We start from the raw sequence: 21,853 nt of genomic DNA, 5'->3' as shown, positions 1-21,853 counted from the left end.
GTATTCGGCTTTTGGTGTGCGTTATAATCGCAGGCGGTTGAAACGACGCCGCAACGATTGTCGCACGCACCGATGGCCCATCAGCACCATCATCACGACCATTCCCACGCGCACGGTCATGCCGGCCACAGTCACGCCCCGGACCGTTTCGAGTTCGCATTCGCCGTGGGCGTCGCGCTCAATACGGCGTTCGTGGTGGCGGAACTTGTCTTCGGCTACGCCGCCAACTCGCTGGCGCTAATCTCGGACGCGGTTCACAATTTTTCCGATGTGATTTCGCTGTTGCTGGCGTGGGCCGCGGGCTGGCTGGCGCGCAAGCAGCCGACGGAGCAGCACACCTATGGCTACCGGCGGGCGTCGATTTTGGCAGCCCTCGTCAATGCGGGCCTGCTGCTGGTCGCGGTCGGGGGCATCGCGGTGGAGGCCATCAACCGGATCGCGGAGCCCGCTGCGGTCGCCGGCATGACCGTCGTCGTGGTCGCCGCCCTCGGCATCGTCGTGAATGGCGCCACCGCGCTGTTGTTCATGCGCGGCCGCCATGGCGACCTCAACATCCGCGGCGCCTTCCTGCATATGGCGGCGGATGCGGCGGTCTCGCTCGGTGTCGTCGTCGCGGCCATCGTGATCATGTTGACGGGATGGCAATGGGTCGATCCGGCGATCAGCCTGGGCATCGCCGCCATCGTGCTCGCCAGCGGATGGGGCCTGGCGCGGGACAGCGTCAATCTCGCGCTCGATGGCGTGCCGAAGGGCATCGAGCTTTCGGGCGTGCGGGATTATCTCGGCGGGCTCGAAGGCATCACCGAAGTGCATGATCTGCACATCTGGGCCATGAGCACCAACGAAACCGCGCTGACGGCGCATCTGGTGCGTCCCGGCGGCTACGACGATTCGTTTCTCCACGGCGTCTGTGAACAGCTTTCCCACCGCTTCCATATTCAGCACGCGACGCTGCAGATCGAGGCGGGCAGCGACGTCTGCCGGCTTGCGCCGGCCGAGGTGGTCTAGCCGCCGCGCCTAAATTACCCCCGCGAGCCGCAGCAGCACGCCGGCGGCGCACGATCCCGCCAGCACCGTCAGCATGCCGAGGTTGAAGCGGAAGATCGCGGTCGCTGCCGCGATCGCCAGCACCAGCGCGGGGAGATCGACGCTCGACAGCACCGGCATGTCGAAGGACAGCCCGAACGAGTGCACCGGCGAGGTTTCCCGGAACACCGTATGCAGCGCGAACCAGATCGACAGATTGAGGATGACGCCGACCACGGCGGCGGTGATCGCGGTGAGCGCGCCCGCGAGCCCCTTGTTGCCGCGCAGGGTCTCGATGAAGGGAGCGCCGAGAAAGATCCAGAGGAAGCAGGGGGTGAAGGTCACCCATGTCGCCAACAGCCCGCCGAGCGTGCCGGCCAGCATCGGCGACAGCGTGCCGGGATCGCGAAAGGCGGCCATGAAGCCGACGAACTGCAACACCATGATCAGGGGGCCCGGCGTGGTCTCGGCCATGCCGAGGCCATCCAGCATCTCGCGCGGCTGCACCCAGTGATAATGCTCGACCGCCTGTTGCGCGACATAGGCCAGCACCGCATAGGCGCCGCCGAACGTCACCAACGCCATCTTGCTGAAGAACAGCGCGATCTGGCTGAACACATTGGCCTGGCCGAGGCCGATCAGGAGGGCCGCGACCGGCACCAGCCATAACAGCAGCCAGATCGCGGCAACCTTCAGCGCGCGGGGAACGCTGGGGCGGACATGGTCGGGCAATTCGTCGCCGAGCAGGTTGTCGACCGCGGCGCTGTTCTTGCCGCCGCCATGCGGCACGGCGGCGAATTCCGGCCGTCCACTCCTGGCTCCGAGGTAACCGATTACGCCGGCAGCGATGATGATGACCGGGAAGGGCACATTAAAAAAGAAAATCCCGACGAAGGCCGCCGCCGCCAGCGCGATCATGACGGAGTTGCGCAGCGCGCGGCTGCCGACGCGGACCACGGCCTGGATCACGATCGCCAGCACCGCGGCCTTCAATCCGAAGAACAGTGCCTCGACGAATCCGACGTGGCCGAAAGCGGCGTAGATATAGCTCAGGCCCATGATGGCGATGATGCCGGGGAGAATGAACAGGCCGCCGGCCATGATGCCGCCCGCGGTCCGGTGCAGCAGCCAGCCGATATAGGTGGCGAGCTGCTGCGCTTCCGGCCCCGGCAGCAGCATGCAGTAGTTGAGGGCATGCAGAAAACGGCTCTCGGAAATCCAGTTCTTTTCCTCGACCAGAATGCGGTGCATCACCGCGATCTGCCCGGCCGGGCCGCCGAAACTCAAGGTCGCGACTCTCAGCCAGACCCGAAAGGCCTCACCAAAGCTGATGCCGTGGCCGGCATCAGCCTTGTTGTTCATCGTCTCGCTGGCGGCAATATCGATCACGGCTTCGCCTTGTTGGTGGGCCAGTTGTGAGTCTCGCTGGTGGCATCGCGGCACCAGCGGTAGAACGCGTCGTAGAGCGCGATGCCGGCCTCGAGCTGTTCGAGATCGTCATCATACATCCGCGACAGGCCGAGCGATGCCGCGAGCAGCCCGGGCGCCTCCGGACTGAGATCGAGCCGTGCGGTATCGGCGGCGCGTACCATGGTCGCCAGCCGCAACAGGGCCGGCGTTGCCAGACCGAACTCCTCGACCATCACATCGAAGGTGCAGAGTTCGCCGCGATGACTCCAGAACACGTTTTCGATGTCGAAGGGAACAGCGTTAAAGCGCTCGCCGACCCCGACCACCTCAGGCGGCGCCACGAACAGGAACACCGCATTGGGATCGACGAAACGCCGGATCAGCCAGGGGCAGGCGATGCGGTCGATCTTCGGCCGCGCGCGGGTGACCCAGACGGTGCGGCCCTGTGCATCGCGCGCGGGGAGTTTCGACGTCGGCACCAGCGGCAGCTTGGCCGCCTTCCAGCCCTCAAAGCCGCCTTCGAGCGCCTCGGCCTCGACGTGGAGGTGCCTCAGCCAGGCCGCCGTGCCCTGCGCGAGTTTTTGCCCACGCAGGCAGACGACGATGGCCGACCGTCCGGAGAACTCCTCGCCCCAGCCGGCCACGTCCTCGTGGTGACGCCTGACCGCGCCGGGAATGAGCCGCGGGTCGGCGGCAAAATCCTCGTCGGTACGTACGTCGATCAGCACCGGCATATGGGCCGTGCCGATCAGGCGAGCAAGTTTATCTGTTGATATCGTTGTAGGGGATGACATGGTTGCGCCCTCGTGGAAGATACGGGACGCGATACTTGGGCATGTCGCCTCGTGGGGGGATCGCATAACCCCCATGGCCGTATTACAGCGAAACCGGCGCGGGCTGTCAATGTGCTTTGTCGGCGCGTCCAGTCCGGCACTGCGCCATTTTCAGATCGGAATCGGAGAAATCTCTCCCGGTTTTGCCCGCAAAGTCGAGGCGAGGAAAACAACAGGGCCTCCGTCATTCGATTGACGCCGCTCGGACGACCTCCGCGTTAAGTTTCCGTCAACCCACATCGTCGCGCGCGAAATTGTGATCGCCGAGCTTGTGAAGCGGCTCATAACGAGCTTTGCGCGATCATGTCATTTTCGAAGAAAGGCTATTTAAAGCATTGAGATTATCCGTTGAAGCATACTCAATTCCCGCCGATCGACGACGCATCAGTTTCTTCCGTGGTTTCCAAGCAAAAACTAAATTCGGGCAGAGGCTTCTTTTCAAGCTTTTCCGAGACCCTTCACGAGTCGCGGCGGCTCCAGGCGGCCCGGTTCATTCACCAACATCGTCACCTCATCGATCGAGCGCATAAAGCCGATGCCGCAAAAAGGACCGGCGCGCCATCGCTGAGGAACAAAGTTCCGCAAATCGTCCTTGAAACAGTCAACTCCACTGGGAAGCCGGGAGCGAAGATGTCCTTTTGCGCAAGAACATTCAATGGAGGGAGAGTCTGGCTCTGATCATCGGAGGGCTGACCGGGGTGCCAATCGCAGTTTATCTGCTTCAACACACCAACGTGCCACGAGCGGGATTTGGCGCGGTCGTCGCTGTGTATGCGGGATACTCGTTGTTTCGGCCGACGCTGACATGCATTCGTCAGATGGAAAATCGGGGCAGGAACGCCCTGGTCGGATTTGGCGGCTGCCTGATCGGCGGTTCACGGCGATGCCGGGCGCGTTGCCGACGATCTGGTGCGATATGCACGGCGTGCCGAAGAACCAGCAGTGCCGGCTGGTCCAGCCGTTCATCGCCGCCATGCAGATTTTTGCGCTGGCACTGATGCTGTCGCACAGCAGCCTGTCGTCGAAGCTCGTCGTCGACTTCGTTGTCAGCTTGCCGGCGCTGGCGGCCGGCACCCTGCTTGGCATCGTAATGTTCCGCAGCGTCAACGAGTTGGCATTCCGGCGAATCATTCTTTTGATTCTGTTGTTTTCGGGCTTGTCGCTGGTCTTTTGAGCGGCGCCGCTTTCTGCCTCTCCCGGCGGGTCGGGACTGCTATAGAGTCGCAAGACGCTCCGGGGATGGTGGCATGCATGCATTCGCCGCGGCAGGCGCCGGCTTCCTGCTTGCCGTCCTGTGGTTCGATCTGATGTTCGACGTGCAGACGCGAAAACACGCCGGCGATGTGTTGCCGCCGGAAGTGCTGAGCTCGATTTCGGCCTATTACCGCCGGGTCACCACCGAAGCCTATCCGATGAACCGTCTCGTCGCTGTGGTGATGCTGCTGACACTTGCCGCCATTTGCGCCGAGATCGTGCAGCGCGAAACCGCATGGTGGATCGGCTGGGGCTCGCTGCTGTTGGCGGCAAGCGGTTTCGTGCCTACGATGATGCGCACCGTTCCGAACGCCCGTCGACTGGGAATGGGTACGGACACGGCGGAAGAGCAGTCGCGGCTGGCGCGCGCGGTGTGCCGCGATCATATGTTCAGCTTCGCGCGCATGGCCTGCGTACTTATCCTGCAACTGATCGCGCGATAGTGATCGCTCCTGTCGGCACAGCGTCGCGTCTGGATGGAGAACTCGTGTTGAAGTAATATCGCCATCGGCGTGGAATTCGAGGTCTGCCGGCGAAGGAGAAGATCACATGAACCGAGCAAGCATTCTCGTTGCTGCGCTGTTGTCGGCCATCTCCGCGGCAAGTCCCGGTCATGCGCAGTCGGGCAAGCCCGGCGTCGAGAAAGTCTACATTCTCAGTTGCGGCGAAGGCGTCGCCGGCGACATCTCGCGCTGGTCGCCCGGCGTCAACGAAGGCAAGTCGATGGACTTCGTCGACACCTGCTACCTCATCAAGCACACGCAGGGCTGGTTCCTGTGGGACACCGGCATTTCCGATGCGGTGGCGGCGATGCCGAACGGGCTGGCGCCGGCAGATCCGAAGGCGGTTTACTGGCACCGTCCGAAGACTCTTGTCGCTCAGCTCGATCAGCTCGGGGTCAAGCCAGCCGACATCAAGGCGATGGCGGTGTCGCACACCCATCCCGACCATATCGGCAATGTCGAGCTGTTTACGACGACGATGCTCTATGTGCAGAAAGCCGAATATGAATGGCCGGGTGCCAACAACGAGCCGCGGTTCAAGCCGGGACATCCCGTTACCGAGCTGGAAGGGGACCGCGACATCTTCGGCGATGGCAGCGTGACCATTCTTTCGACGCCGGGACATACGCCGGGTCATCAGTCGCTGCTGGTGAAGCTGCCGAAGACCGGCGCGGTGGTTCTGTCCGGCGATGCCGTGCATTTCAGAGACAATTGGGACAACCGCCGGGTTCCTTCCCTCAACTTCAACAAGGAGCAGACACTGGCCTCGATGCAGAAGATCGCGGACACGCTGGCGAAGGAGCATGCGCAGCTGTGGATCAACCACGACAAGGCGCAGCGCGACGGGCAGAAGATGTCGCCCGAGTTTTACGACTAGGGAGCGGCAGGTCCGCCTGAGCCGAGGCGGCCAGACACGGGGGACAGGGGAGTGAGCGAATGGATCGGGGTGGCGATCGCCCTGGCGTCGAGTTGCCTCGGCGGGTCGGCGGCGGCGATCACGCGCTATCTCGTCGGCAATGCCGATCCGATCGCGCTCGCCATCCTGCGCTGGGGCATTGGTTTTGCCTGCCTGCTGCCGATCGCATTGTTGCTTGGCGTGCGCTGGCCGCCGCGCCGCGATTGGCATGCCGTGATGCTGTTGGGGCTGTGCTTCTTCGGCCTGTTCTTCGTCCTCTATAACATCGCGATCGGCTACACGACCGCGGCCCGTGCCAGCCTCGCGCTGGCGACGCTGCCGCTGCACACCATGGTGGTCGGCGCGCTGCTCGGGGTCGAGGCGCTGACCCTGCGGAAGACGATCGGTGTCTGCGCCGCCGTGCTCGGCGTCATCGCAGCCCTTGCCTCCGGCCTGTCGGCGGCGCCGCAAGGCGCGTGGCGCGGCGAACTGATCATGACCGGCGCGGTCCTGTGCATGGCCTTTTATAACGTGTGGTCCCGCCCGTTCATCCGGCGATCGAGCGCGCTCGGTTTCCTCACTGTCGGCATGGGCGCCGGCGCCGCCGCGCTGGTCGTGGTGGGAGCGTTCACGGGCAGCCTCACAGCCCTCGGCAGTCTCGGGCCCCCGCAATGGATTGCCGGCATCTATCTCGGTGTCGGCGGCGGCGCGCTGGCGTTCATCCTGTGGGTCATGGCGCTGGAGCGCGCGACCCCGACGCGTGTCGCCAGTACCATGACCGTGAACCCGATCGCGGCGGGCTTGCTCGCGACGCAGCTCGTCGGCGAACCGATCACGGCCAACCTCGTCGCCGGGCTGGTCGCGGTGTTTGCCGGAATCTGGATCGCGACGACCGAGGCGAAGAAGGTTTATGGAGCCTAATTGCGTGGCGCGGTGGCGGGCGGAAGCGCCGTGCCGGCCTGCTTCTTCGGGCTGAGCGTGCCCGCGTAGAACGACATCCCCAACACCAGCACAAGAATCACAAAATAGACCGCCACCGATTGCGGCGGGGTCGTCGCCCAGCGCACAAGGCCTTTGAATCCGTCGGTCGGTTCGGGCTGCTTTTCCATGCCGTGCTTTTGCTCGAAATGCCGCGGAATTGGAAGGGCAAATGCAGCTTAAGTCTTCACATCCGCGCGTTGCGGCTGCCGCAACAGCGACAGCGCCAATAGCGCGGAAAGGCTGAGCGCCGAGGAGACGATCAGGATTCGGCTTCCCATGCTGTCGATCAAGAGACCGAAGGCCAAAGGCGCTGCAGCCTGCGCCATCCGCGCCGGCGCACCGATGACGCCGAGCCGGTAGCCATAGTTTTCGGGGCCGAAGATCGCCAGCGGCAGCGTGCCGCGCGCGATGGTGAGAATGCCGTTGCCGGCGCCATGAAAGACCGCGAACACGCCGGCGGCGCCGCCCCCAAAAAGCGCCAAGATGGCGGCGCCGATCGGGTGGGTCAGGCAGGCAAGGCGGGTCGAGACCAGCGGATGAAAGCGGCTGAGCAAGCTGGCTTCGATGATGCGGGCGGCTACCTGCGCCGGTCCGATCAAGGCACCGGCCGTCACCGCCTGCAGCGAAGTCGCGCCGGCCGCCTCCAGGATGCGCGGCAGATGCGCCGCCATCGCGCCCGTGACGCTCCAGGCCGCGGCGAAGGCGAATGCTAGCAGCACCATGGTCCGGTCGATCGGGATGTGCGGTTTTGTCGATGCCGCGACCGCCGTCCTGGCGCCCTTCACGGGCGGCAGCATGAAGAAATTGATCGGCAGGCCGATCAGGATGTGCGCGGCGGCCCAGGCGAAGCAGGTGTCGCGCCAGCCGATGTGTTCAAGCCCGAAGGCCGTCAGCGGCCATCCCACGGTCGAGGCAAAACCCGCCAGCAGGGTGATGCCGGTGATCGAGCGACGGGCGGTGTCGCCATGCATGCGTCCGAGCGCGGCGAAGGCGGCGTCGTAGAGGCCAAAGGCCATGCCTACGCCGAGCAGCAGCCAGGCGATGACAAGGACCGGAACCGAATAGGTCGCGCCGAGCAGTACCAGTCCCGCCGCCAGCGTCAGGTTGGAGATCGACAGCACGGACCTGCCGCCGACGAGATCGATCTGCCGGCCGATGCGCGGGCCGAGCAGCGCCGAGATCACCAGCGAGGCCGAGAAGGCGGCAAAAATCCAGTTCGAGGACACGCCGAGATCGCGTGCGATCGGATCGGCCAGGATCGCAGGCAGGTAGTAGCTGGAAGCCCACGCCAGCGTTTGCGAGGTGCCGAGGCCCAAAATGATCGGAAGCTGACGCCCGCTCATGCCTGCAGCGCCGTCCGTCTGGACCAATACAGCGCCACCGGACCGGACATGATCCCCGCCGCCAGCACCGTGAACGCCGCCATCCAGGCCGCCGGACTTTGTGGACCGCCTGCCGCATCCAGCGCGACGCCGACGACCCATGCGCCGAGCGCCGACAGGCTGAAGCCTATCGTCGAATGCATCGCCATCGTTGCTCCCCGATATCTGGGTTCGGCGGCCATCGCCATCCCCGATGTCAATGCGCCGGAGTCGGCCGGCACCGTGATCGCGTAGGCCAGGATCAGGGGCAGCAAGAACCATGGCGATTTGTCGGCGAATATTCCGATCAGCAGTGCCACCACGGCGGAGGCGAACATCACGGCCGTAATGGCGCGATGCCGGCCGATCCGCAGCGCGAATTCGTTGCCGAGGATGCTCGCGGGCATCGCGAGCACGGAGAACAGCACGCTGACGACGATGGGCGTCAGAACAGGGGTTTGCGAATTCCTCATCGTCACGAAAGTCCAGAACGCGACGATCCAGGTCCTGATGCCGTAGAGCTCGAAACAATGCGCGCCATAGCCGAGCACGAACCCGATGGCTTCCGTGTTCTGAAACACCGGCGCGAAATCCAGGAGGCGGCCCTGCGCGGGTCTTGGTTCGACCGGCCGCAGCAGCAAGCAGACCGTCAGCATCACCAGTGGGCCAAAGGCCGTCACTGCGAATGCGGCACGCCAGCCCCAGCCTTCCGCGACCAGTTGCGAGATCAGGAAGGACAGGCCGACGCCGAATGAGAAGCTCGACTTATAGAGCGTGATCGCGCGCGACGATTCGCCGGGTGCCAGACGATCGGTCAGCGCCTTGAGGCCGGGCATGTAGGCCCCGGCGAAGCCGACACCGGCGAGGGCGTTGAAGAATGCGCCGGACCAAAGTCCCGACGCATACAGGCCGAACAGCAGGGTGCCGAGTGCGCTTAAGGCTGAGCCCGCGATCAGGATTTTGCGCGCATCGATGCGATCGGTCAGCGTCGCCAGCACCGGCACGGCGCACATGTAACCGGCCGCGCCGGAACCCGCCAGCAGCCCCGCCTGCGCACCGCTCAAATGCCATTCCGGAATCAGGAACGCAGCCAGGATGGATGGCACCACGACATGGGGAAGCAGGCTGCCAAGCTGCCCAACGCACATCGCGACAATAACGGGCCTGCCTTCTAACCTAATGCCGCTCACCTTGTGCGTTTAAGCCGCGCACCCGCACCCTGCTTTGCCTTCTTGCTTGGCATTTGCATCCGCCACGCAACAGGCGTCAACACCCGAAAATGCCAGTCCGCCGCAGCAGCTACTCGCATCAGGCGCGGCCGACCGATTGCAGACGCCGGTCTCGGGCAGTTCCAGTTCGACGCGCTCGGCGGCCTCGCGGTCGCCGGCAATATCGGCGGCGATCGACCGCACCTGTTCATATCCCGTCAGCATCAGGAAGGTCGGCGCGCGGCCGTAGGATTTCATGCCGGCGAAATAGAAGCCGGGTTCGGCCTGCGCCAGCTCCCGCGCGCCATGTGGCCGCACGGTGCCGCAGCTGTGTTCGTTCGGATCGATCAGCGGCGCCAGCATCGCCGGGCATTCGATCGCCGGATCGAGCTGGATGCGAAGTTCGCGCACGAAATCGAGATCGGGGCGGAAACCTGTCGCCACGATGAGTTCGTCCACGACGATTTGACGGCCGCAACAGGCCCCGCCAGCGCCGACGATGAGGCGAGGGCCGTCTAAAGTGACATGCGACACGCGAAATTCGCTCTCCAGCTTGATCCGCTCCGCCGCGACCAGTGCGGCAAAAGCCGCCCCGAGTTCGCCGCGGGCGGCAAGCTTGTCATTGGCGCCGCCGCCAAACGCCTTCGCCGGATCATTGCTGCGCAACAGCCAGATCGGTTTAGTCGCCGGCGATTGTTCCCCGAGCCGCGCGAGATCGGTGAGGGTGCCGATCGCCGAATGGCCCGCGCCCAGCACCGCGACGGTCTTGCCGGCGTAGCGGGCGCGGTCCTTGCCGAGCACATCGGGCATCCCGTAAGCGATCCTGTCGGCGGCTTGCGTCTCGCCGATGGCACGCAGGCCGTTGGCGCCGGCCGGGTTGGGCGAGTGCCAGGTGCCGGATACGTCGATCACCGCGTCCGCCCTCATTACCTTGGGGCCTTGGCCGTTCTGATAGCGGATTTCGAACGGCGCGGTGTCGCGGCCCTTGGTCTTCAGCTTGTCGAAGCCGGCGCGGCTGACGTCGATGACGCGGCTATCGGCGTGGATATGCCTGGCGAGAACGGTCCTGGTGGCGAGCGGCTCGAGATAGCGTTCAACCAGCTCACTGCCGGTCGGATACTGCTCAGGCGCCGGCGAATTCCATCCGGTCGGCGCCAGCAGTCGCGCCGCCGCGCGGTCGATATTGTACTCCCACGGCGAGAACAGCTGAACGTGGCCCCATTGCCGCACCGAATGCCCGGCGCTGTGACCGGCTTCCAGCACGATCGGCCGAAGCCCTCGCTCCAGCACATGGGCGGCGGCGGCGAGCCCGACTGGGCCGGCGCCGACGATCGCCACCGTCTTTGCTTCGCTCATGGTCTTCTCCCATCAAACCAGAAATATCGAAATTGTGGGCGCAAGCGAACTATGCCGCCTTGGTGTCGTCGGTCTCCGCGGTATCGGCGCAGCACTCCGCGACCAGAAATTCCACCAGCCCCCGCATCACGTCGTAATTGGCGTGACACACCAGGGTGGTCGCATCCCGCACCTGATTGATGAGTCCGACCACCATCAATGTCTTGATGTGATGGGACAGCGTTGAGGGGGCGATCTTCAGCTTGTCCTGCAGGCGGCCGACGGCGAGTCCGGCATCGCCGGCACGCACGAGCGCACGATAGATCTTAAGCCGGGTGGGATTTCCCAGGGCTTCGAGATGGGCGGCGGCATCATCCAGCTTCATGACGATAATCTGTCATTCTCTGGAGACGCTGTCAATTGATATTTCCGGAATAATGGAAATACTATTTGTCTAATGCTCGTCCGGCCGATGTAGCAGCGGATGCCAAAGCAGCGTAAGGAGGATCAGGGGGCAGGATCGTGCCATTCCGGTAGTGTGTGGCCTGTTCCATCGCCAATTTGATTTCCCCGCTCGCGGCGGTGAGATATCTGGCTACTATGGAAGCCTGCAATCAAGGTGCGCCGTTCATGCAGCTGAAATCAACGCTGACTTGCCCGAAATGCGGCCATCGGTCGGTCGAGACCATGCCCACTGACGCCTGCCAGTTTTTTTACGATTGCAAGGGCTGCGGCGAGAGACTGAAGCCGCTCGCAGGCGATTGTTGTGTATTCTGCTCTTATGGTTCAGTTCCCTGTCCGCCGGTACAAGAGACCAAGAAGTGCTGCTAGTTCGGCGGTAGTAGTGACCGGGGCAAGGGCCCGATACGGTGCCCAGCCTTGTTGACAAACGACAAAATATCCATAAGTCTGGATATATGGAATCGGAAGATGCAATTCTTGCACTCGCTGCGCTGGCGCAATCCACGCGGCTAGAGGTGTTTCGCCTGTTGGTAAAGCACGAGCCGCAGGGGCTCGCGGCCGGTGACATTGCCAAGGCACTGGCGGTGCCGCAAAACACCATGTCTTCGCATCTATCGATTTTATCGCGCGCGGGGCTGATCTCGGCACAGCGCTTCGGCCGATCGATCGTCTATCGCGCCGATCTCACGCGATTTCAGGACGTCATGCTGTTCATGCTGAGGGATTGTTGCGACGGCCGGCCCGAAATCTGCGCGCCGATGGTCGAAAGCCTCACGCCGTGTTCTCCACCGAAGCCGAGGAGGAAGGCCCATGTCTGAGCGCATCTACAACGTTCTGTTCCTGTGCACCGGCAACAGCGCGCGTTCGATTTTGGCGGAATCGATTCTGCGAAAAGACGGTCACCGCCACTTCCGCGCCTTCTCCGCCGGCAGCCAGCCGAAAGGGAACGTGAATCGGTTTGCCATCAAGGTTCTCAAGAGCCTGGATTACCCATCAGACGATCTGCGTTCGAAGAGCTGGGAGGAATTCGCGTCGCCCGATGCGCCGGTGATGGATTTCGTTTTCACCGTCTGCGACAACGCAGCCGGCGAGTCCTGTCCGGTATGGCCCGGCCAGCCGATGACGGCGCATTGGGGCATTGAAGACCCAGCCGAAGCCGGGGGCACCGACATACAAAAGGAAGCGGCGTTCGTTGCGGCGTTTCGCTATCTCAAGAATCGCATTGCCGCCTTCACCAGCCTGCCATTGGAAAGCATCGATCGCCTGTCGCTCGGCACCAGGCTGCGCGATATCGGCCGTAGTGCGGGAGCCACCTCCGGCCGGCAGAAGGCCAGCTGATGCCTGGCTTTGATCTGCCGCGCCGGCTGACAGCGGAAGCGCTGGGCACCGCGCTCTTGGTGGCGACGGTGGTCGGCTCCGGCATCATGGCCGAAAGCCTCACCAGGGACGTGGCGCTGGCGCTGCTCGGCAACACCCTCGCCACCGGCGCGATGCTGGTGGTTCTCATCACCATTCTCGGCCCTATTTCGGGGGCGCATTTCAATCCCGCCGTCACCCTGGTGTTTGCGCTCAAGCGCGAGCTGCCGCCGCGCGAGGCGTTGTCGTATGTTCTGGCGCAGGTCGCCGGCGGCGTTGCCGGAACCATGGTGGCGCACGCGATGTTCGCGCTGCCGCTGCTCGATGCCTCGCTCAAGATCCGAACCGGCGGCGCGCAATGGCTGGCGGAAGGCGTTGCCGCGTTCGGCCTGGTGGCTGCCATTCTTGCCGGTATCCGCTTTGAGCGCGGCGCCGTGCCCTGGCTGGTCGGCCTTTACATCACCGCGGCCTATTGGTTCACCTCGTCGACGTCGTTCGCGAACCCTGCGGTCGCGATCGCGCGCTCACTGACCAACAGTTTTTCCGGAATTCGCCCCATCGACCTCCCCGGCTTCATCGCCGCCGAACTTTGCGGCTCGGTCGCAGCGCTGATGCTGATGAGCTGGCTGCTGCGCGCCGGAGGCGTGGGAGCTGCCATGGCCAGGGAAGCTCAACCATGACCGTCACGATCTATCACAACCCCGCCTGCGGCACCTCGCGCAACACGCTGGCCATGATCCGCCAGAGCGGCGAGGAGCCCGAGGTGATCGAATATCTGAAGAATCCGCCCAGCCGGGTGCGGCTGGTCGAGCTGATCACGGCGATGGCAATCCCGGTTCGCGCGCTGTTGCGCGAAAAAGGCACGCCCTATGCGGAACTCGGGCTTGCCGATCCCAAATGGAGCGACGACCAGCTGATCGATGTCATGCTGGCGCATCCGATCCTGATCAACCGGCCGATCGTGGTGACCCCAAAGGCGTCAAATTGTGCCGGCCGTCGGAGGCCGTGCTCGATCTGCTCGAGCATCCAGTCGCGTCCTTCGTCAAGGAAGACGGCGAGGCCGTGACGCGGGCGACATCGTAGACTGGCTCATGGAACGCGCCAGAGTCTTTCGCCGCGCATGGTTGCGCGGCACAATGGTTTCATGGATATCGCACCCCGACTGCACCTGATGAACTGGCTGGTGAGCCAGGGCCTGACCGGCCTGCCCGAAATCGAGCTGGTTCGCGGATTCTGCGAACGTTGCCGGGCCGGAGGTCTCGAACTGTCGCGCGGGCTGGTGTTCATCGACACGCTGCACCCGATCTTCGAGGGGCGCGGATTTCGCTGGAACGACACCGAAATCGACGAGAGCAATACGTTCGAATATGGACCGACCGGCGAGGGCGACGCCGCGCAGAACTGGCGCCGCTCGGTCTTCCATCACATGCTCGAAAACGGCCACGACGACGTGCAGATCGACCTTGCTGATTGCGCCTCGCTGGATTTTACGATGATCGACGATCTCGCCGCCAGGGGCCACCGGCACTTTGTCGCCTTCGTGCATCGCTTCGGCGAAGCCGGAACCATCGGCCAGATGGATTGCGTTTATTCCTACTGGTTGACGCGCCGTGCCGAGGGCTTTGGCGAGCAGGGACTGGCCGCGCTGCGCGACCTCGTGCCGGTATTGGGGCTCGCGATCAAATCGGCCGCCCAGATCGATATCGCGCGCACGCTGGGCCGGGTCTATCTCGGGCGCGATGCTTCCGAACAGGTATTGCGCGGAAAGATCTCGCGCGGGGTCACCGAGCGCATCAAAGCGGTCTTGTGGTTTTCCGATCTTCGCGACTCGACCGCGATTTCGGAAAGCATCGGGCCCGACGAGATCATTCCGTTCCTCAACGATTACGCGCAGGCCGCCATCGACGCCGTCCATGACGAGGGCGGCGACGTGCTCAAGCTGATCGGGGACGGCGTGCTGGCGATGTTCACCAGCGCTGACACCGCCGCGGCCAAACGCGCCGCACTGCGGGCCGAACATCGCTTGCGACACAACATGGCCGAGCTGAACGCCCGCCGCGCGCGTAATGGCCGGCCGACGACGTCGGCCTGGGTCGGCCTGCATGTCGGCGACGTCTTCTACGGCAATGTCGGCAGCGAGGACCGGCTCGACTTCACCGTGGTGGGGCCCGCGGTCAACGAGGTCAGCCGCATCGCCTCGATGTGCCGCTCGGTCGACCGCGAACTCCTCGCGTCCTCGGATTTCCGTACCGGCCTTGACGCCGTCGGTCAGGGCTACCTTGTTTCCACCGGTCGCTTTGCCTTGCGCGGCATCGGCCGTGCGCAGGACCTCTATACACTCGATCCCGACATCGGCTCGGATGCGGCGACGGCCGAGGGCTACGCGCGTTATCTGGCGACAGAGATGTGACTGTTCGGCGCAGCCACCTCGGCGCTTGATCTATGTCTGTCGCCGAACCTGCCAGCTCGGCCGTGAACTCGTAGATCTACCGGGCGGATCGCTGCCAGAGTCCGCCATGCCCGAGAGCAACAATCCGCAGCTCAACAAAGTAACGTGATGTGCCAACACCGGACTCGTGCGCCGTACAGAAAAATTCATTCGATCGCGTCGCCCGCGGTAGCAAATGTTTTTCATCGTTGCCTGCAAGCGGCACCAACGCACACAACTTCGTAACTGTGCATCACAGTTCGAACACCCAAACTTGAGAGCGAATTTGGGAATAGCTGCGATGCGGATGACCGTAATTGCCAGACCCAACCCGGCGCTTTAATGCACGCTCGAGAAACCCAGCGTGGATCGCACGCTGAGGAATCTTTTGTGGGACCTGAAAACAGGAAAAAGACAAAATGACACCGACCTCGAAAACGTTCGCAGCCACCGCTGCGACGATGTTCACGTTTGCGCTTTTTGTTATGACAGCGTCCGCCGCTCAGGCAGACGACTACTGCATTACGAATGGCGCTCAAACAGCTCATGGCTGCGGTTATCAGACCATGGAGGCGTGCCGGGCCGCATCCGCCGGTATCGGTGGCACGTGCTCGCTCGCTTCCTCGTCCAAGGATTCCAGCGACTCCATGGCTCAATCAAAGCAATCACAATCCGGAAGAGAGCTTCGGTCCCGGAAACAACCCGCCGTGCAGTGATCGGCCGGTCTGAGAATTCGATTCGAACGGTGCGGCCCCCGAGTTTGATCTCGGAGGCCGCAAGAATTTGACAAGCCATGACTGTGCGGCTGATGTCGCAGATGGATCATTCGCGGCGGGGGCGCGGCACCAGCAAGTTCGGTCGTCCGCTGTGCCGCCGAAAGCGGAAGTACATTTAGAGCACCGACCGCGCGCTAGTTGGGTCCGCTGCGCATCGTATATAGCCCGGCCGCCAGCAGCGAGCCGACCGTCAGCACGATGCCGAGAGCGAACATCGCGTCGCGCGACAGGGTTGCCGCCAGAAAAACCCCGATCGCCGCGCCCATCATCTGCCAGAAGCCGACGAGCGCCGAAGCCGCACCTGCTTTCTCGCCGAACGGGGACAGCGCCTGCGCCGTGCCGAGCGGATTGACGATGCCCATGCCGAGCAGGAACACGCACATAGCGCCAAGGAACGGCAGGAAGGTGGCGTGTAGGCTCGCGACCAGCAGGATGGCGACGCTGCCGGCGGCGGCGGCCACCAGGCCGCCCCGGATCGAACGGTCGAGCCCGAAGCGCGGCGCCAGCTGCGTCGCCAGCATGCCGGCGGCGAACACGATCATGACGGTGCCGGCGAAGAACAGCCCGAGCTGGATCGGCGTGAAGCCCAGCCCTTCGATCAACACCCGCGGTGCCGCCGAGAACATCGCGAACAGCCCGCCCATAATCAGGCTGACGGTCGCGGCTGGAACCAGGAAGCGGCGATCGGTCGAGAGCCCGAAATAGGTCCTTGCGATCGCCAGCGGATCGAGCGGAATTCGCGTCGAGCGGTGGGTTTCGCCGAGCACCGCGCTGTAGGCGACGGCGCCAAGGGTTGCGAACAGCCCGACAAAGGCAAATTCGGAACGCCAGCCGAAATAATGATCGAGTGCGCCGCCGAGCAGCGGCGAGAAGCCGGGCGCTGCCGCCATCGCGATCATGATCAGCGCCATCGCTCGCGCCAGCGCGGCGCCGGAAAACAGGTCGCGGGCAATCGCGCGCGACAGCACCGAGGTCGCGCAGGCGCCGGCGGCCTGGATGACGCGGCCGATCAGCAGGTCCGGCAAATCATTGGCGAGCCCGCACCAGAGGCTGCCGGTGAGGAACACGGCAAAGCCGGTCAGCACCGGCCAGCGCCTGCCGTAGCGGTCCGAGATGGGCCCGACCACGAGCTGGCCGATCGCGAACACGGTCAGGAAAATCGTGATCGCGGAGGTGACGGACGCGGTCGACACTTTCAACGACGTGGCCATCTGCGGCAGCGACGGCAGCAGGATGTTGGTGGCGAGCGTTCCGGTGGCAGCCAGTGCAGCGAGCACGGCGATCTGCAGGAAGGTGGAGGAGACTTCCGGGCGAGGCGTTGCGGTTACATGAGAGATGGTCTCGTCGGCCATGGAAGCTCCTACGGTGATTTAACATGATGTATATCATATAAAACACCCTTGGGAAGTTCCGGCGACGCCAAACCGCAATGTCTGATGGCAGGGTAGCCTGAGAGCGTTTGACCGTCGTTGCGAGGAGCGAAGCGACGAAGATTCCATGGGGGTGGATAGCGGCCAAGTCTGACGCCAGACTGAGGTTGTTCAACCACCCACCCTGGAGACCACCGATGTTGCACGATCATCCTTCCGTTGGACCGACCGCTATCCGCACACAGTTTGGCGCAATTTTCGTTTCGTTGGAACTCAGTCGTTCGAAGTGGGTGCTGACGTCGCTGTCGCCCGGCAACGGGGAGAAGATGTCGCAATATAGCCTGGCGGCGGGCGACGTCGGCGGATTGTTGGCACGGTTTGCGGACCTTAAACGCAAGGCAAAAGAACGCACGGGATCGGATTATCCGATCATGACCATTCATGAGGCCGGCCTTGACGGGTTTTGGGTGCACCGGGTTCTGCAGGATGAAGGGATCGAGAGCCACGTGGTCGATGCGGCTTCGATCGCGACGTCGCGCCGGCGCCGACGGGCCAAGACGGACAAGATCGACGGCGAGGCACTGTTGCGAGCACTGTTGGCCTTCAAGCGCGGCGAGCCGCGGGTGTGCGCCATGGTGGTTGCGCCTTCGCCTGAAGAAGAGGATCGTCGCAGGCTTTGCCGCGAGCGCCAGACGTTGCTCGACGAGAGGATCGTGCACACCAACCGGATCAAGGGGCTTCTGTTCGCGCAAGGAATATCCGACTACGCGCCGCTGCGGCGCGACCGGCGGAAGCGGCTTGAGGGCTTGCGCACTGGAGACGGACGGCCCCTGCCGGTGCATCTGAAGACCCAGATCAGCCGGGAACTTGACCGGCTCGAACTGCTGATCGACCAGATCCGCTCCGTCGAGGCCGAGCAGGAGGCCGTGCTGGCCGCGGAAAGCAAGGCGGCGCCCGAGGCGGGTTCCGGTCCCGAGAAGGCGGTGTCCGAGGCAGAGCCGCGCAACGCGGTGGCGATGTTGCTGACCGTGAAGGGGATCGGCGATCACTCCGCCGCTATTCTCTGGTCGGAAGGACTGTCTCGACAGTTCTCCAATCGCCGCCAGGTCGCAGCCTATGCAGGTCTGGCGGCGACGCCCTGGCGAAGCGGCGCGGTTATGCACGAGCAGGGCTTGTCGAAAGCCGGCAATCCGCGACTGCGTACCTTGATGGTCCAGCTCGCCTGGCTTTGGCTGCGCCATCAGCCAGAATCGGCGCTGGCCCGCTGGTTCAACGCGCGCGGCGAGCGAGGCCGCAAGGGCTCCATCGTTGCACTGGCGCGCAAGCTGCTCATCGCTTTGTGGAAGTACGTCACACAGGGCGTCGTCATCGAGGGAGCTGCGATGAAGGCCGCCACCTAGCAAAGGCTCGCACTTCCGGAACCTTCTGTCACCAACGCAGGACAACCAACAAAACCAATCAGCCAAGGCCTGATCAGCCTCGGCCGATCCGGGTCGACGAACCGATGGATTGCATGGCTTCAAATGCCGCAACGAAGAATGGTCCCGTCCTCTCGAGCCTACCCGTCGCAAGCGGAATCCTGGTGCGGTCGCCTCGAGCGACGACCGAATGTGAGTTTGATCTGGCAGGCAAACCAGATCGTCAAAGCCGGCTCGGACCTCGGATCGCAAACATAAGGAAGAAGACTTATTGACACACACCATCCCCATGTGAGCAATCCAGCTTTCTTGCTGTTGCTCGATCGATTGCTTCGCTGCGCCCCCAATGACGAATGGTTGGCTATCAGCAGTCTCGTTACGCCTACGCGGCCTCACAAACCATTTCCGGCTGTCGCGCCAGCGAGACTGCCGGCGACATCAGGATCACCAGCGCCTGGACCGCGAAGATCGCTGCCGCGAGATAGAGGCACATCTCAGCCCCATAAACCCCGCCGACGATGGCGCCGAGCGCGGAGCCGAGCGGGCGGGCGCCATAACTCATGATGTTGATGGCGGAGACCCGCCCCAACAGCCGCGGCGGCGTCACCGACTGCCTTAAGGTGGTGGTGGAGATCACCCACAGGATCGGCCCCACGCCGAGCAGAAAGAAGCTCAAACCCGCCAGCGCCGGGCTCGGAATGATCGTCGTCAGCGCCATCACGCCCGCGGCGACAAACCCGGTCACCGGTCCAAGTCCGATCACGGTGCCGAACGCGAGGCGCCGCATCACCCGGGTCGCCAGGAGTGCGCCGGCTACCATGCCTACACCGTACATCGCGAGCGTGGTGCCGACACCGGTCGCCGAGAGGCCGAGGCGCCGCACCGCATAGGGCACGAACACCGCGAGCAGCAGGAAGGAAGCGGTGTTGAAGATGAACTGAGTGACGAAGACCGGGCGCAGCAGCGGATGATGCAGCACGAAGGCGGCACCCTCCCTTATATCCTGCAGCGGATGGCGTCGCGGCGCCGGTTGCCGGGTAGGTTCGTAGATCCCCGAGAGCAGCACCACCGCGATCACGGAAAGCGCCGCGGCGAAACCAAACGCGGGCGCAGCACCCACCCATCCCACCAGCACGCCGCCGAGCGCCGGCCCCGAGGCGAAAGCGACCGTACGCGCCAGTTCGATCCGCGCATTGGCCGCGGGCAATAGTGGCGGCGACACAAGCGACGGCACCAAAGCGGGCGCCGCCACGCTGTAGACCACCGTACCGCAGACCGCGACGAAGCCCGACAGCGCGAGCAGGGGCAGCGTCAGGAGGTTCAGCCCGATCAGCAGGAGGATCGCAAGCAGGGCCGCCGCCCGCAGCGCTTCCGCGCCGGCCATCAGCCGCCGCCGCGAGATGCGGTCGGCGAGCAGGCCTGCGGGGATTGCGAACAGGATGAACGGCAGCGTCAGTGCGGTCTGCAACAGGCCGGTCTGGCCTTCGCCGACGCCGAGCAACAGCACCGCGACGATCGGAGCCGCCGCCAGCGCAATCTGCTCGGCGGATTGCGCGGCAAGATTGGACCACGCCAGGCGGTTGAAAGTCGGGGGCAGGCGGGGGGTGGTTTCGATCGCGGACATCATGGGATCTCCTTGCATTCGTCGGTCTGCAGGCATTGTCTGATATTGGGAACCCGCCGGGCCACCCGCTTCCCGATATGAGGAAGGCGGCAGCCAGATGCACTTGCAAATGAGTTGCAATAAAATTGAATATCCGCCATCCTCCTGACATGGACGCTCGGTCTCCCGGCTTGCCCCCCGATTCCCCGGCCAACGTTGCCCCGGCAGCCGCGCTGACCGGCTGGCGCGGCGAGCGTGGTGATCCCTCGCTCGCGGGCATGTTCGCGACGGTGCGGACGGCCAAACAAGGCTCGTTCTTCCGCAAGCTGCTGGCGTTTCTCGGTCCGGGTTATCTGGTCGCGGTCGGCTACATGGATCCCGGCAACTGGGCGACTTCGCTCGCCGGCGGTTCCAAGTTCGGCTACGCGCTGTTGTTCGTGGCGTTGTTGTCCAATCTGATGGCAATCGTGCTGCAGTCGCTGTGCACGCGGCTCGGCGTCGGCGCCGGGCGCGACCTCGCGCAGGCCTGCCGCGATTCCTATCCGCGCTGGGTGTCGTTGCCGCTGTGGCTGTCGGCGGAAATCGCCATCACCGCCACCGATCTCGCCGAAGTGATCGGCACCGCCATCGGCCTCAATCTGCTGTTTCACATTCCGCTCGAGATCGGCGTCATCATCACCGCGGCCGACGTGTTCCTGATCCTGGCGCTCCAGGCGTTCGGCTTCCGCTGGATCGAGGGGTTCGTCGTGGCGATGCTCGGCGTGATCGCGGCGTGTTTTGCGGTGCAGATTGCGATGGCCGACCCCGATTGGGGCGCGGTGATCAAGGGGTTTGCGCCGACGTCGGATATCTTCGCCAATCGCGAGATGCTGTATCTGGCGCTCGGCATTCTCGGCGCCACCGTGATGCCGCATAATCTCTATCTGCATTCCGGGCTGGTGCAGACCCGCGGCTATGGCGACAGCACCGAGGAGAAGCGCGAGGCGATCAAGCTTGCGACCATCGATTCCTCGATCGCGCTGTGTCTCGCACTGACCATCAACGCTTCGATCCTGATCCTGGCCGCGGCGACCTATCACCGCGCCGGCAAGACCGACGTCGCCGAACTCGATCAGGCCCACGCGTTCCTCGCGCCGCTGCTGGGCTCGACGCTGGCGCCGACGCTGTTTGCGATCGCGCTTTTGTGCTGCGGGCTCAACTCGACCATCACCGCGACGCTGTCGGGCCAGATCGTGATGGAGGGCTTTCTCAACCTGCGCATCGCGCCGTGGCTGCGGCGGCTGGTGACGCGGATGATCGCGATCGTGCCGGCGGTGGTCGTGACGATCTGGGCCGGTGGCAAGGCAACCGGGCAGCTGCTGATTTTGAGCCAGGTGGTGCTCAGCCTGCAACTGCCGTTCGCGGTGGTGCCGCTGGTGATGTTCACCGCCAGCCGCGCCAAGATGGGCCCCTTCGTCGCGCCGCGCTGGCTGACGGTGCTGGCGGCGCTGACTGCGGCGGTAATCATCGCGCTGAACGCAAAACTGGTGTGGGATTACGTGAGCGGGTGAGGCGCGGTGGTGCGCCCCACCAACGGACCTCGTCGTCCGATCAGGCCGGCCGGGGCGGAGAACCGGTAGTGTATTCGCGCTTGG

The 21,853-nt window shown here is 64.0% G+C and carries 23 protein-coding genes and 1 pseudogene; 14 read left to right on the top strand and 10 right to left on the bottom strand.

Features of this window, described 5'->3' with window-relative positions:
- Positions 1-72: 72 nt before the first annotated feature.
- Complete coding sequence (locus B5525_RS35755) at positions 73-1,008, top strand: cation diffusion facilitator family transporter (RefSeq protein ID WP_079570615.1); 936 nt, start codon at positions 73-75, stop codon at positions 1,006-1,008.
- 9 nt (positions 1,009-1,017) lie between these two features.
- On the opposite strand, the gene chrA is transcribed toward B5525_RS35755, so the two are convergent.
- Together chrA and B5525_RS35745 are read right to left on the bottom strand one after the other, a co-directional pair.
- A complete protein-coding gene (chrA, locus tag B5525_RS35750) occupies positions 1,018-2,388 on the bottom strand; it encodes a chromate efflux transporter (RefSeq protein WP_079574243.1) in 1,371 nt (456 codons plus the stop codon).
- A gap of 23 nt (positions 2,389-2,411) precedes the next feature.
- Positions 2,412-3,230, bottom strand: coding sequence for a chromate resistance protein ChrB domain-containing protein (locus tag B5525_RS35745; RefSeq protein ID WP_079570613.1), 819 nt, complete (start codon positions 3,228-3,230; stop codon positions 2,412-2,414).
- 922 nt (positions 3,231-4,152) lie between these two features.
- Here B5525_RS35745 and B5525_RS45635 point away from each other — a divergent pair.
- The 4 genes from B5525_RS45635 (at position 4,153) to B5525_RS35725 (ending at position 6,842) form a co-directional block, all read left to right on the top strand.
- Positions 4,153-4,443, top strand: a complete 291-nt coding sequence (locus tag B5525_RS45635) for a hypothetical protein (protein ID WP_079570612.1) — start codon at positions 4,153-4,155, stop codon at positions 4,441-4,443.
- A 73-nt stretch (positions 4,444-4,516) separates the two neighbouring features.
- On the top strand, positions 4,517-4,966 hold the full coding sequence (locus B5525_RS35735) for a hypothetical protein (RefSeq protein ID WP_079570610.1): 450 nt from the start codon (positions 4,517-4,519) through the stop codon (positions 4,964-4,966).
- Between the two features lie 106 nt (positions 4,967-5,072).
- Positions 5,073-5,903, top strand: coding sequence for an N-acyl homoserine lactonase family protein (locus B5525_RS35730; protein ID WP_079570609.1), 831 nt, complete (start codon positions 5,073-5,075; stop codon positions 5,901-5,903).
- Between the two features lie 51 nt (positions 5,904-5,954).
- On the top strand, positions 5,955-6,842 hold the full coding sequence (locus B5525_RS35725; protein ID WP_079570607.1) for a DMT family transporter: 888 nt from the start codon (positions 5,955-5,957) through the stop codon (positions 6,840-6,842).
- On the opposite strand, the gene B5525_RS35720 is transcribed toward B5525_RS35725, so the two are convergent.
- The 5 genes from B5525_RS35720 to B5525_RS35700 are packed head-to-tail and all read right to left on the bottom strand — an operon-like array spanning position 6,839 to position 11,191.
- Positions 6,839-7,030, bottom strand: a complete 192-nt coding sequence (locus B5525_RS35720; protein WP_079570606.1) for a hypothetical protein — start codon at positions 7,028-7,030, stop codon at positions 6,839-6,841. The genes B5525_RS35725 and B5525_RS35720 overlap by 4 nt on opposite strands.
- Before the next feature lie 48 nt (positions 7,031-7,078).
- A complete protein-coding gene (locus tag B5525_RS35715) occupies positions 7,079-8,245 on the bottom strand; it encodes an MFS transporter (RefSeq protein WP_079570605.1) in 1,167 nt (388 codons plus the stop codon).
- The gene (locus B5525_RS35710; protein WP_172900041.1) at positions 8,242-9,411 is read right to left on the bottom strand and encodes an MFS transporter; all 1,170 of its coding nucleotides are present in this window, start codon (positions 9,409-9,411) and stop codon (positions 8,242-8,244) included. Before B5525_RS35710 ends, B5525_RS35715 begins: the two co-directional genes overlap by 4 nt.
- Positions 9,412-9,462: 51 nt before the next feature.
- Complete coding sequence (locus tag B5525_RS35705; RefSeq protein WP_079570604.1) at positions 9,463-10,827, bottom strand: FAD-dependent oxidoreductase; 1,365 nt, start codon at positions 10,825-10,827, stop codon at positions 9,463-9,465.
- A 49-nt stretch (positions 10,828-10,876) separates the two neighbouring features.
- Positions 10,877-11,191 (bottom strand): ArsR/SmtB family transcription factor, encoded by a 315-nt coding sequence (locus B5525_RS35700; protein WP_079570602.1) that lies wholly within the window; start codon positions 11,189-11,191, stop codon positions 10,877-10,879.
- A 245-nt stretch (positions 11,192-11,436) separates the two neighbouring features.
- On the opposite strand from B5525_RS35700, the gene B5525_RS46870 reads away from it, so the two are divergent.
- The 6 genes and pseudogenes from B5525_RS46870 to B5525_RS35670 all read left to right on the top strand — a co-directional run bounded on the left by B5525_RS46870 (position 11,437) and on the right by B5525_RS35670 (position 15,034).
- Complete coding sequence (locus B5525_RS46870; RefSeq protein WP_079574239.1) at positions 11,437-11,637, top strand: GDCCVxC domain-containing (seleno)protein; 201 nt, start codon at positions 11,437-11,439, stop codon at positions 11,635-11,637.
- 86 nt (positions 11,638-11,723) lie between these two features.
- Complete coding sequence (locus tag B5525_RS35690; RefSeq protein ID WP_079570601.1) at positions 11,724-12,086, top strand: ArsR/SmtB family transcription factor; 363 nt, start codon at positions 11,724-11,726, stop codon at positions 12,084-12,086.
- Positions 12,079-12,606, top strand: a complete 528-nt coding sequence (locus tag B5525_RS35685) for an arsenate reductase ArsC (protein WP_079570599.1) — start codon at positions 12,079-12,081, stop codon at positions 12,604-12,606. Before B5525_RS35690 ends, B5525_RS35685 begins: the two co-directional genes overlap by 8 nt.
- Positions 12,606-13,304: an aquaporin gene (locus tag B5525_RS35680; protein ID WP_079570598.1), complete on the top strand. Its 699-nt coding sequence runs from the start codon at positions 12,606-12,608 to the stop codon at positions 13,302-13,304. The genes B5525_RS35685 and B5525_RS35680 overlap by 1 nt, the downstream gene beginning before the upstream one ends.
- Positions 13,301-13,707: pseudogene (gene arsC / locus B5525_RS35675) on the top strand (arsenate reductase (glutaredoxin)). The gene B5525_RS35680 and the pseudogene arsC overlap by 4 nt, the downstream one beginning before the upstream one ends.
- 61 nt (positions 13,708-13,768) lie before the next feature.
- Entirely contained in the window at positions 13,769-15,034 is a 1,266-nt protein-coding gene (locus tag B5525_RS35670) for an adenylate/guanylate cyclase domain-containing protein (protein WP_079570596.1), read from the top strand.
- Positions 15,035-15,305: 271 nt separating this feature from the next.
- Here B5525_RS35670 and B5525_RS45630 read toward each other — a convergent pair whose 3' ends face one another.
- The gene (locus B5525_RS45630; protein WP_172899788.1) at positions 15,306-15,521 is read right to left on the bottom strand and encodes a hypothetical protein; all 216 of its coding nucleotides are present in this window, start codon (positions 15,519-15,521) and stop codon (positions 15,306-15,308) included.
- Here B5525_RS45630 and B5525_RS35665 point away from each other — a divergent pair.
- Complete coding sequence (locus tag B5525_RS35665) at positions 15,472-15,768, top strand: DUF3551 domain-containing protein (protein WP_079570594.1); 297 nt, start codon at positions 15,472-15,474, stop codon at positions 15,766-15,768. The genes B5525_RS45630 and B5525_RS35665 overlap by 50 nt on opposite strands.
- Positions 15,769-15,962: 194 nt before the next feature.
- On the opposite strand, the gene B5525_RS35660 is transcribed toward B5525_RS35665, so the two are convergent.
- Positions 15,963-17,180 (bottom strand): multidrug effflux MFS transporter, encoded by a 1,218-nt coding sequence (locus B5525_RS35660; protein ID WP_079570593.1) that lies wholly within the window; start codon positions 17,178-17,180, stop codon positions 15,963-15,965.
- Positions 17,181-17,395: 215 nt separating this feature from the next.
- On the opposite strand from B5525_RS35660, the gene B5525_RS35655 reads away from it, so the two are divergent.
- Positions 17,396-18,598 carry an IS110 family transposase gene (locus B5525_RS35655; protein WP_079567907.1) on the top strand — a complete coding sequence of 401 codons (1,203 nt, stop codon included), beginning with the start codon at positions 17,396-17,398 and terminating at the stop codon, positions 18,596-18,598.
- Positions 18,599-18,998: 400 nt separating this feature from the next.
- Here the strand turns inward: B5525_RS35655 and B5525_RS35650 are convergent, their stop codons facing one another.
- A complete protein-coding gene (locus B5525_RS35650; RefSeq protein ID WP_154073916.1) occupies positions 18,999-20,231 on the bottom strand; it encodes an MFS transporter in 1,233 nt (410 codons plus the stop codon).
- A 158-nt stretch (positions 20,232-20,389) separates the two neighbouring features.
- On the opposite strand from B5525_RS35650, the gene B5525_RS35645 reads away from it, so the two are divergent.
- On the top strand, positions 20,390-21,769 hold the full coding sequence (locus B5525_RS35645; protein ID WP_079570591.1) for an Nramp family divalent metal transporter: 1,380 nt from the start codon (positions 20,390-20,392) through the stop codon (positions 21,767-21,769).
- Positions 21,770-21,853: the final 84 nt, after the last annotated feature.

The sequence above is a fragment of the Bradyrhizobium erythrophlei genome (assembly GCF_900129505.1).
In the GTDB taxonomy this organism is placed as follows: domain Bacteria; phylum Pseudomonadota; class Alphaproteobacteria; order Rhizobiales; family Xanthobacteraceae; genus Bradyrhizobium; species Bradyrhizobium erythrophlei_D.
The sequence above is the reverse complement of the archived record's forward strand: the minus strand, read 5'-3'. Positions and strand labels throughout refer to the sequence as shown.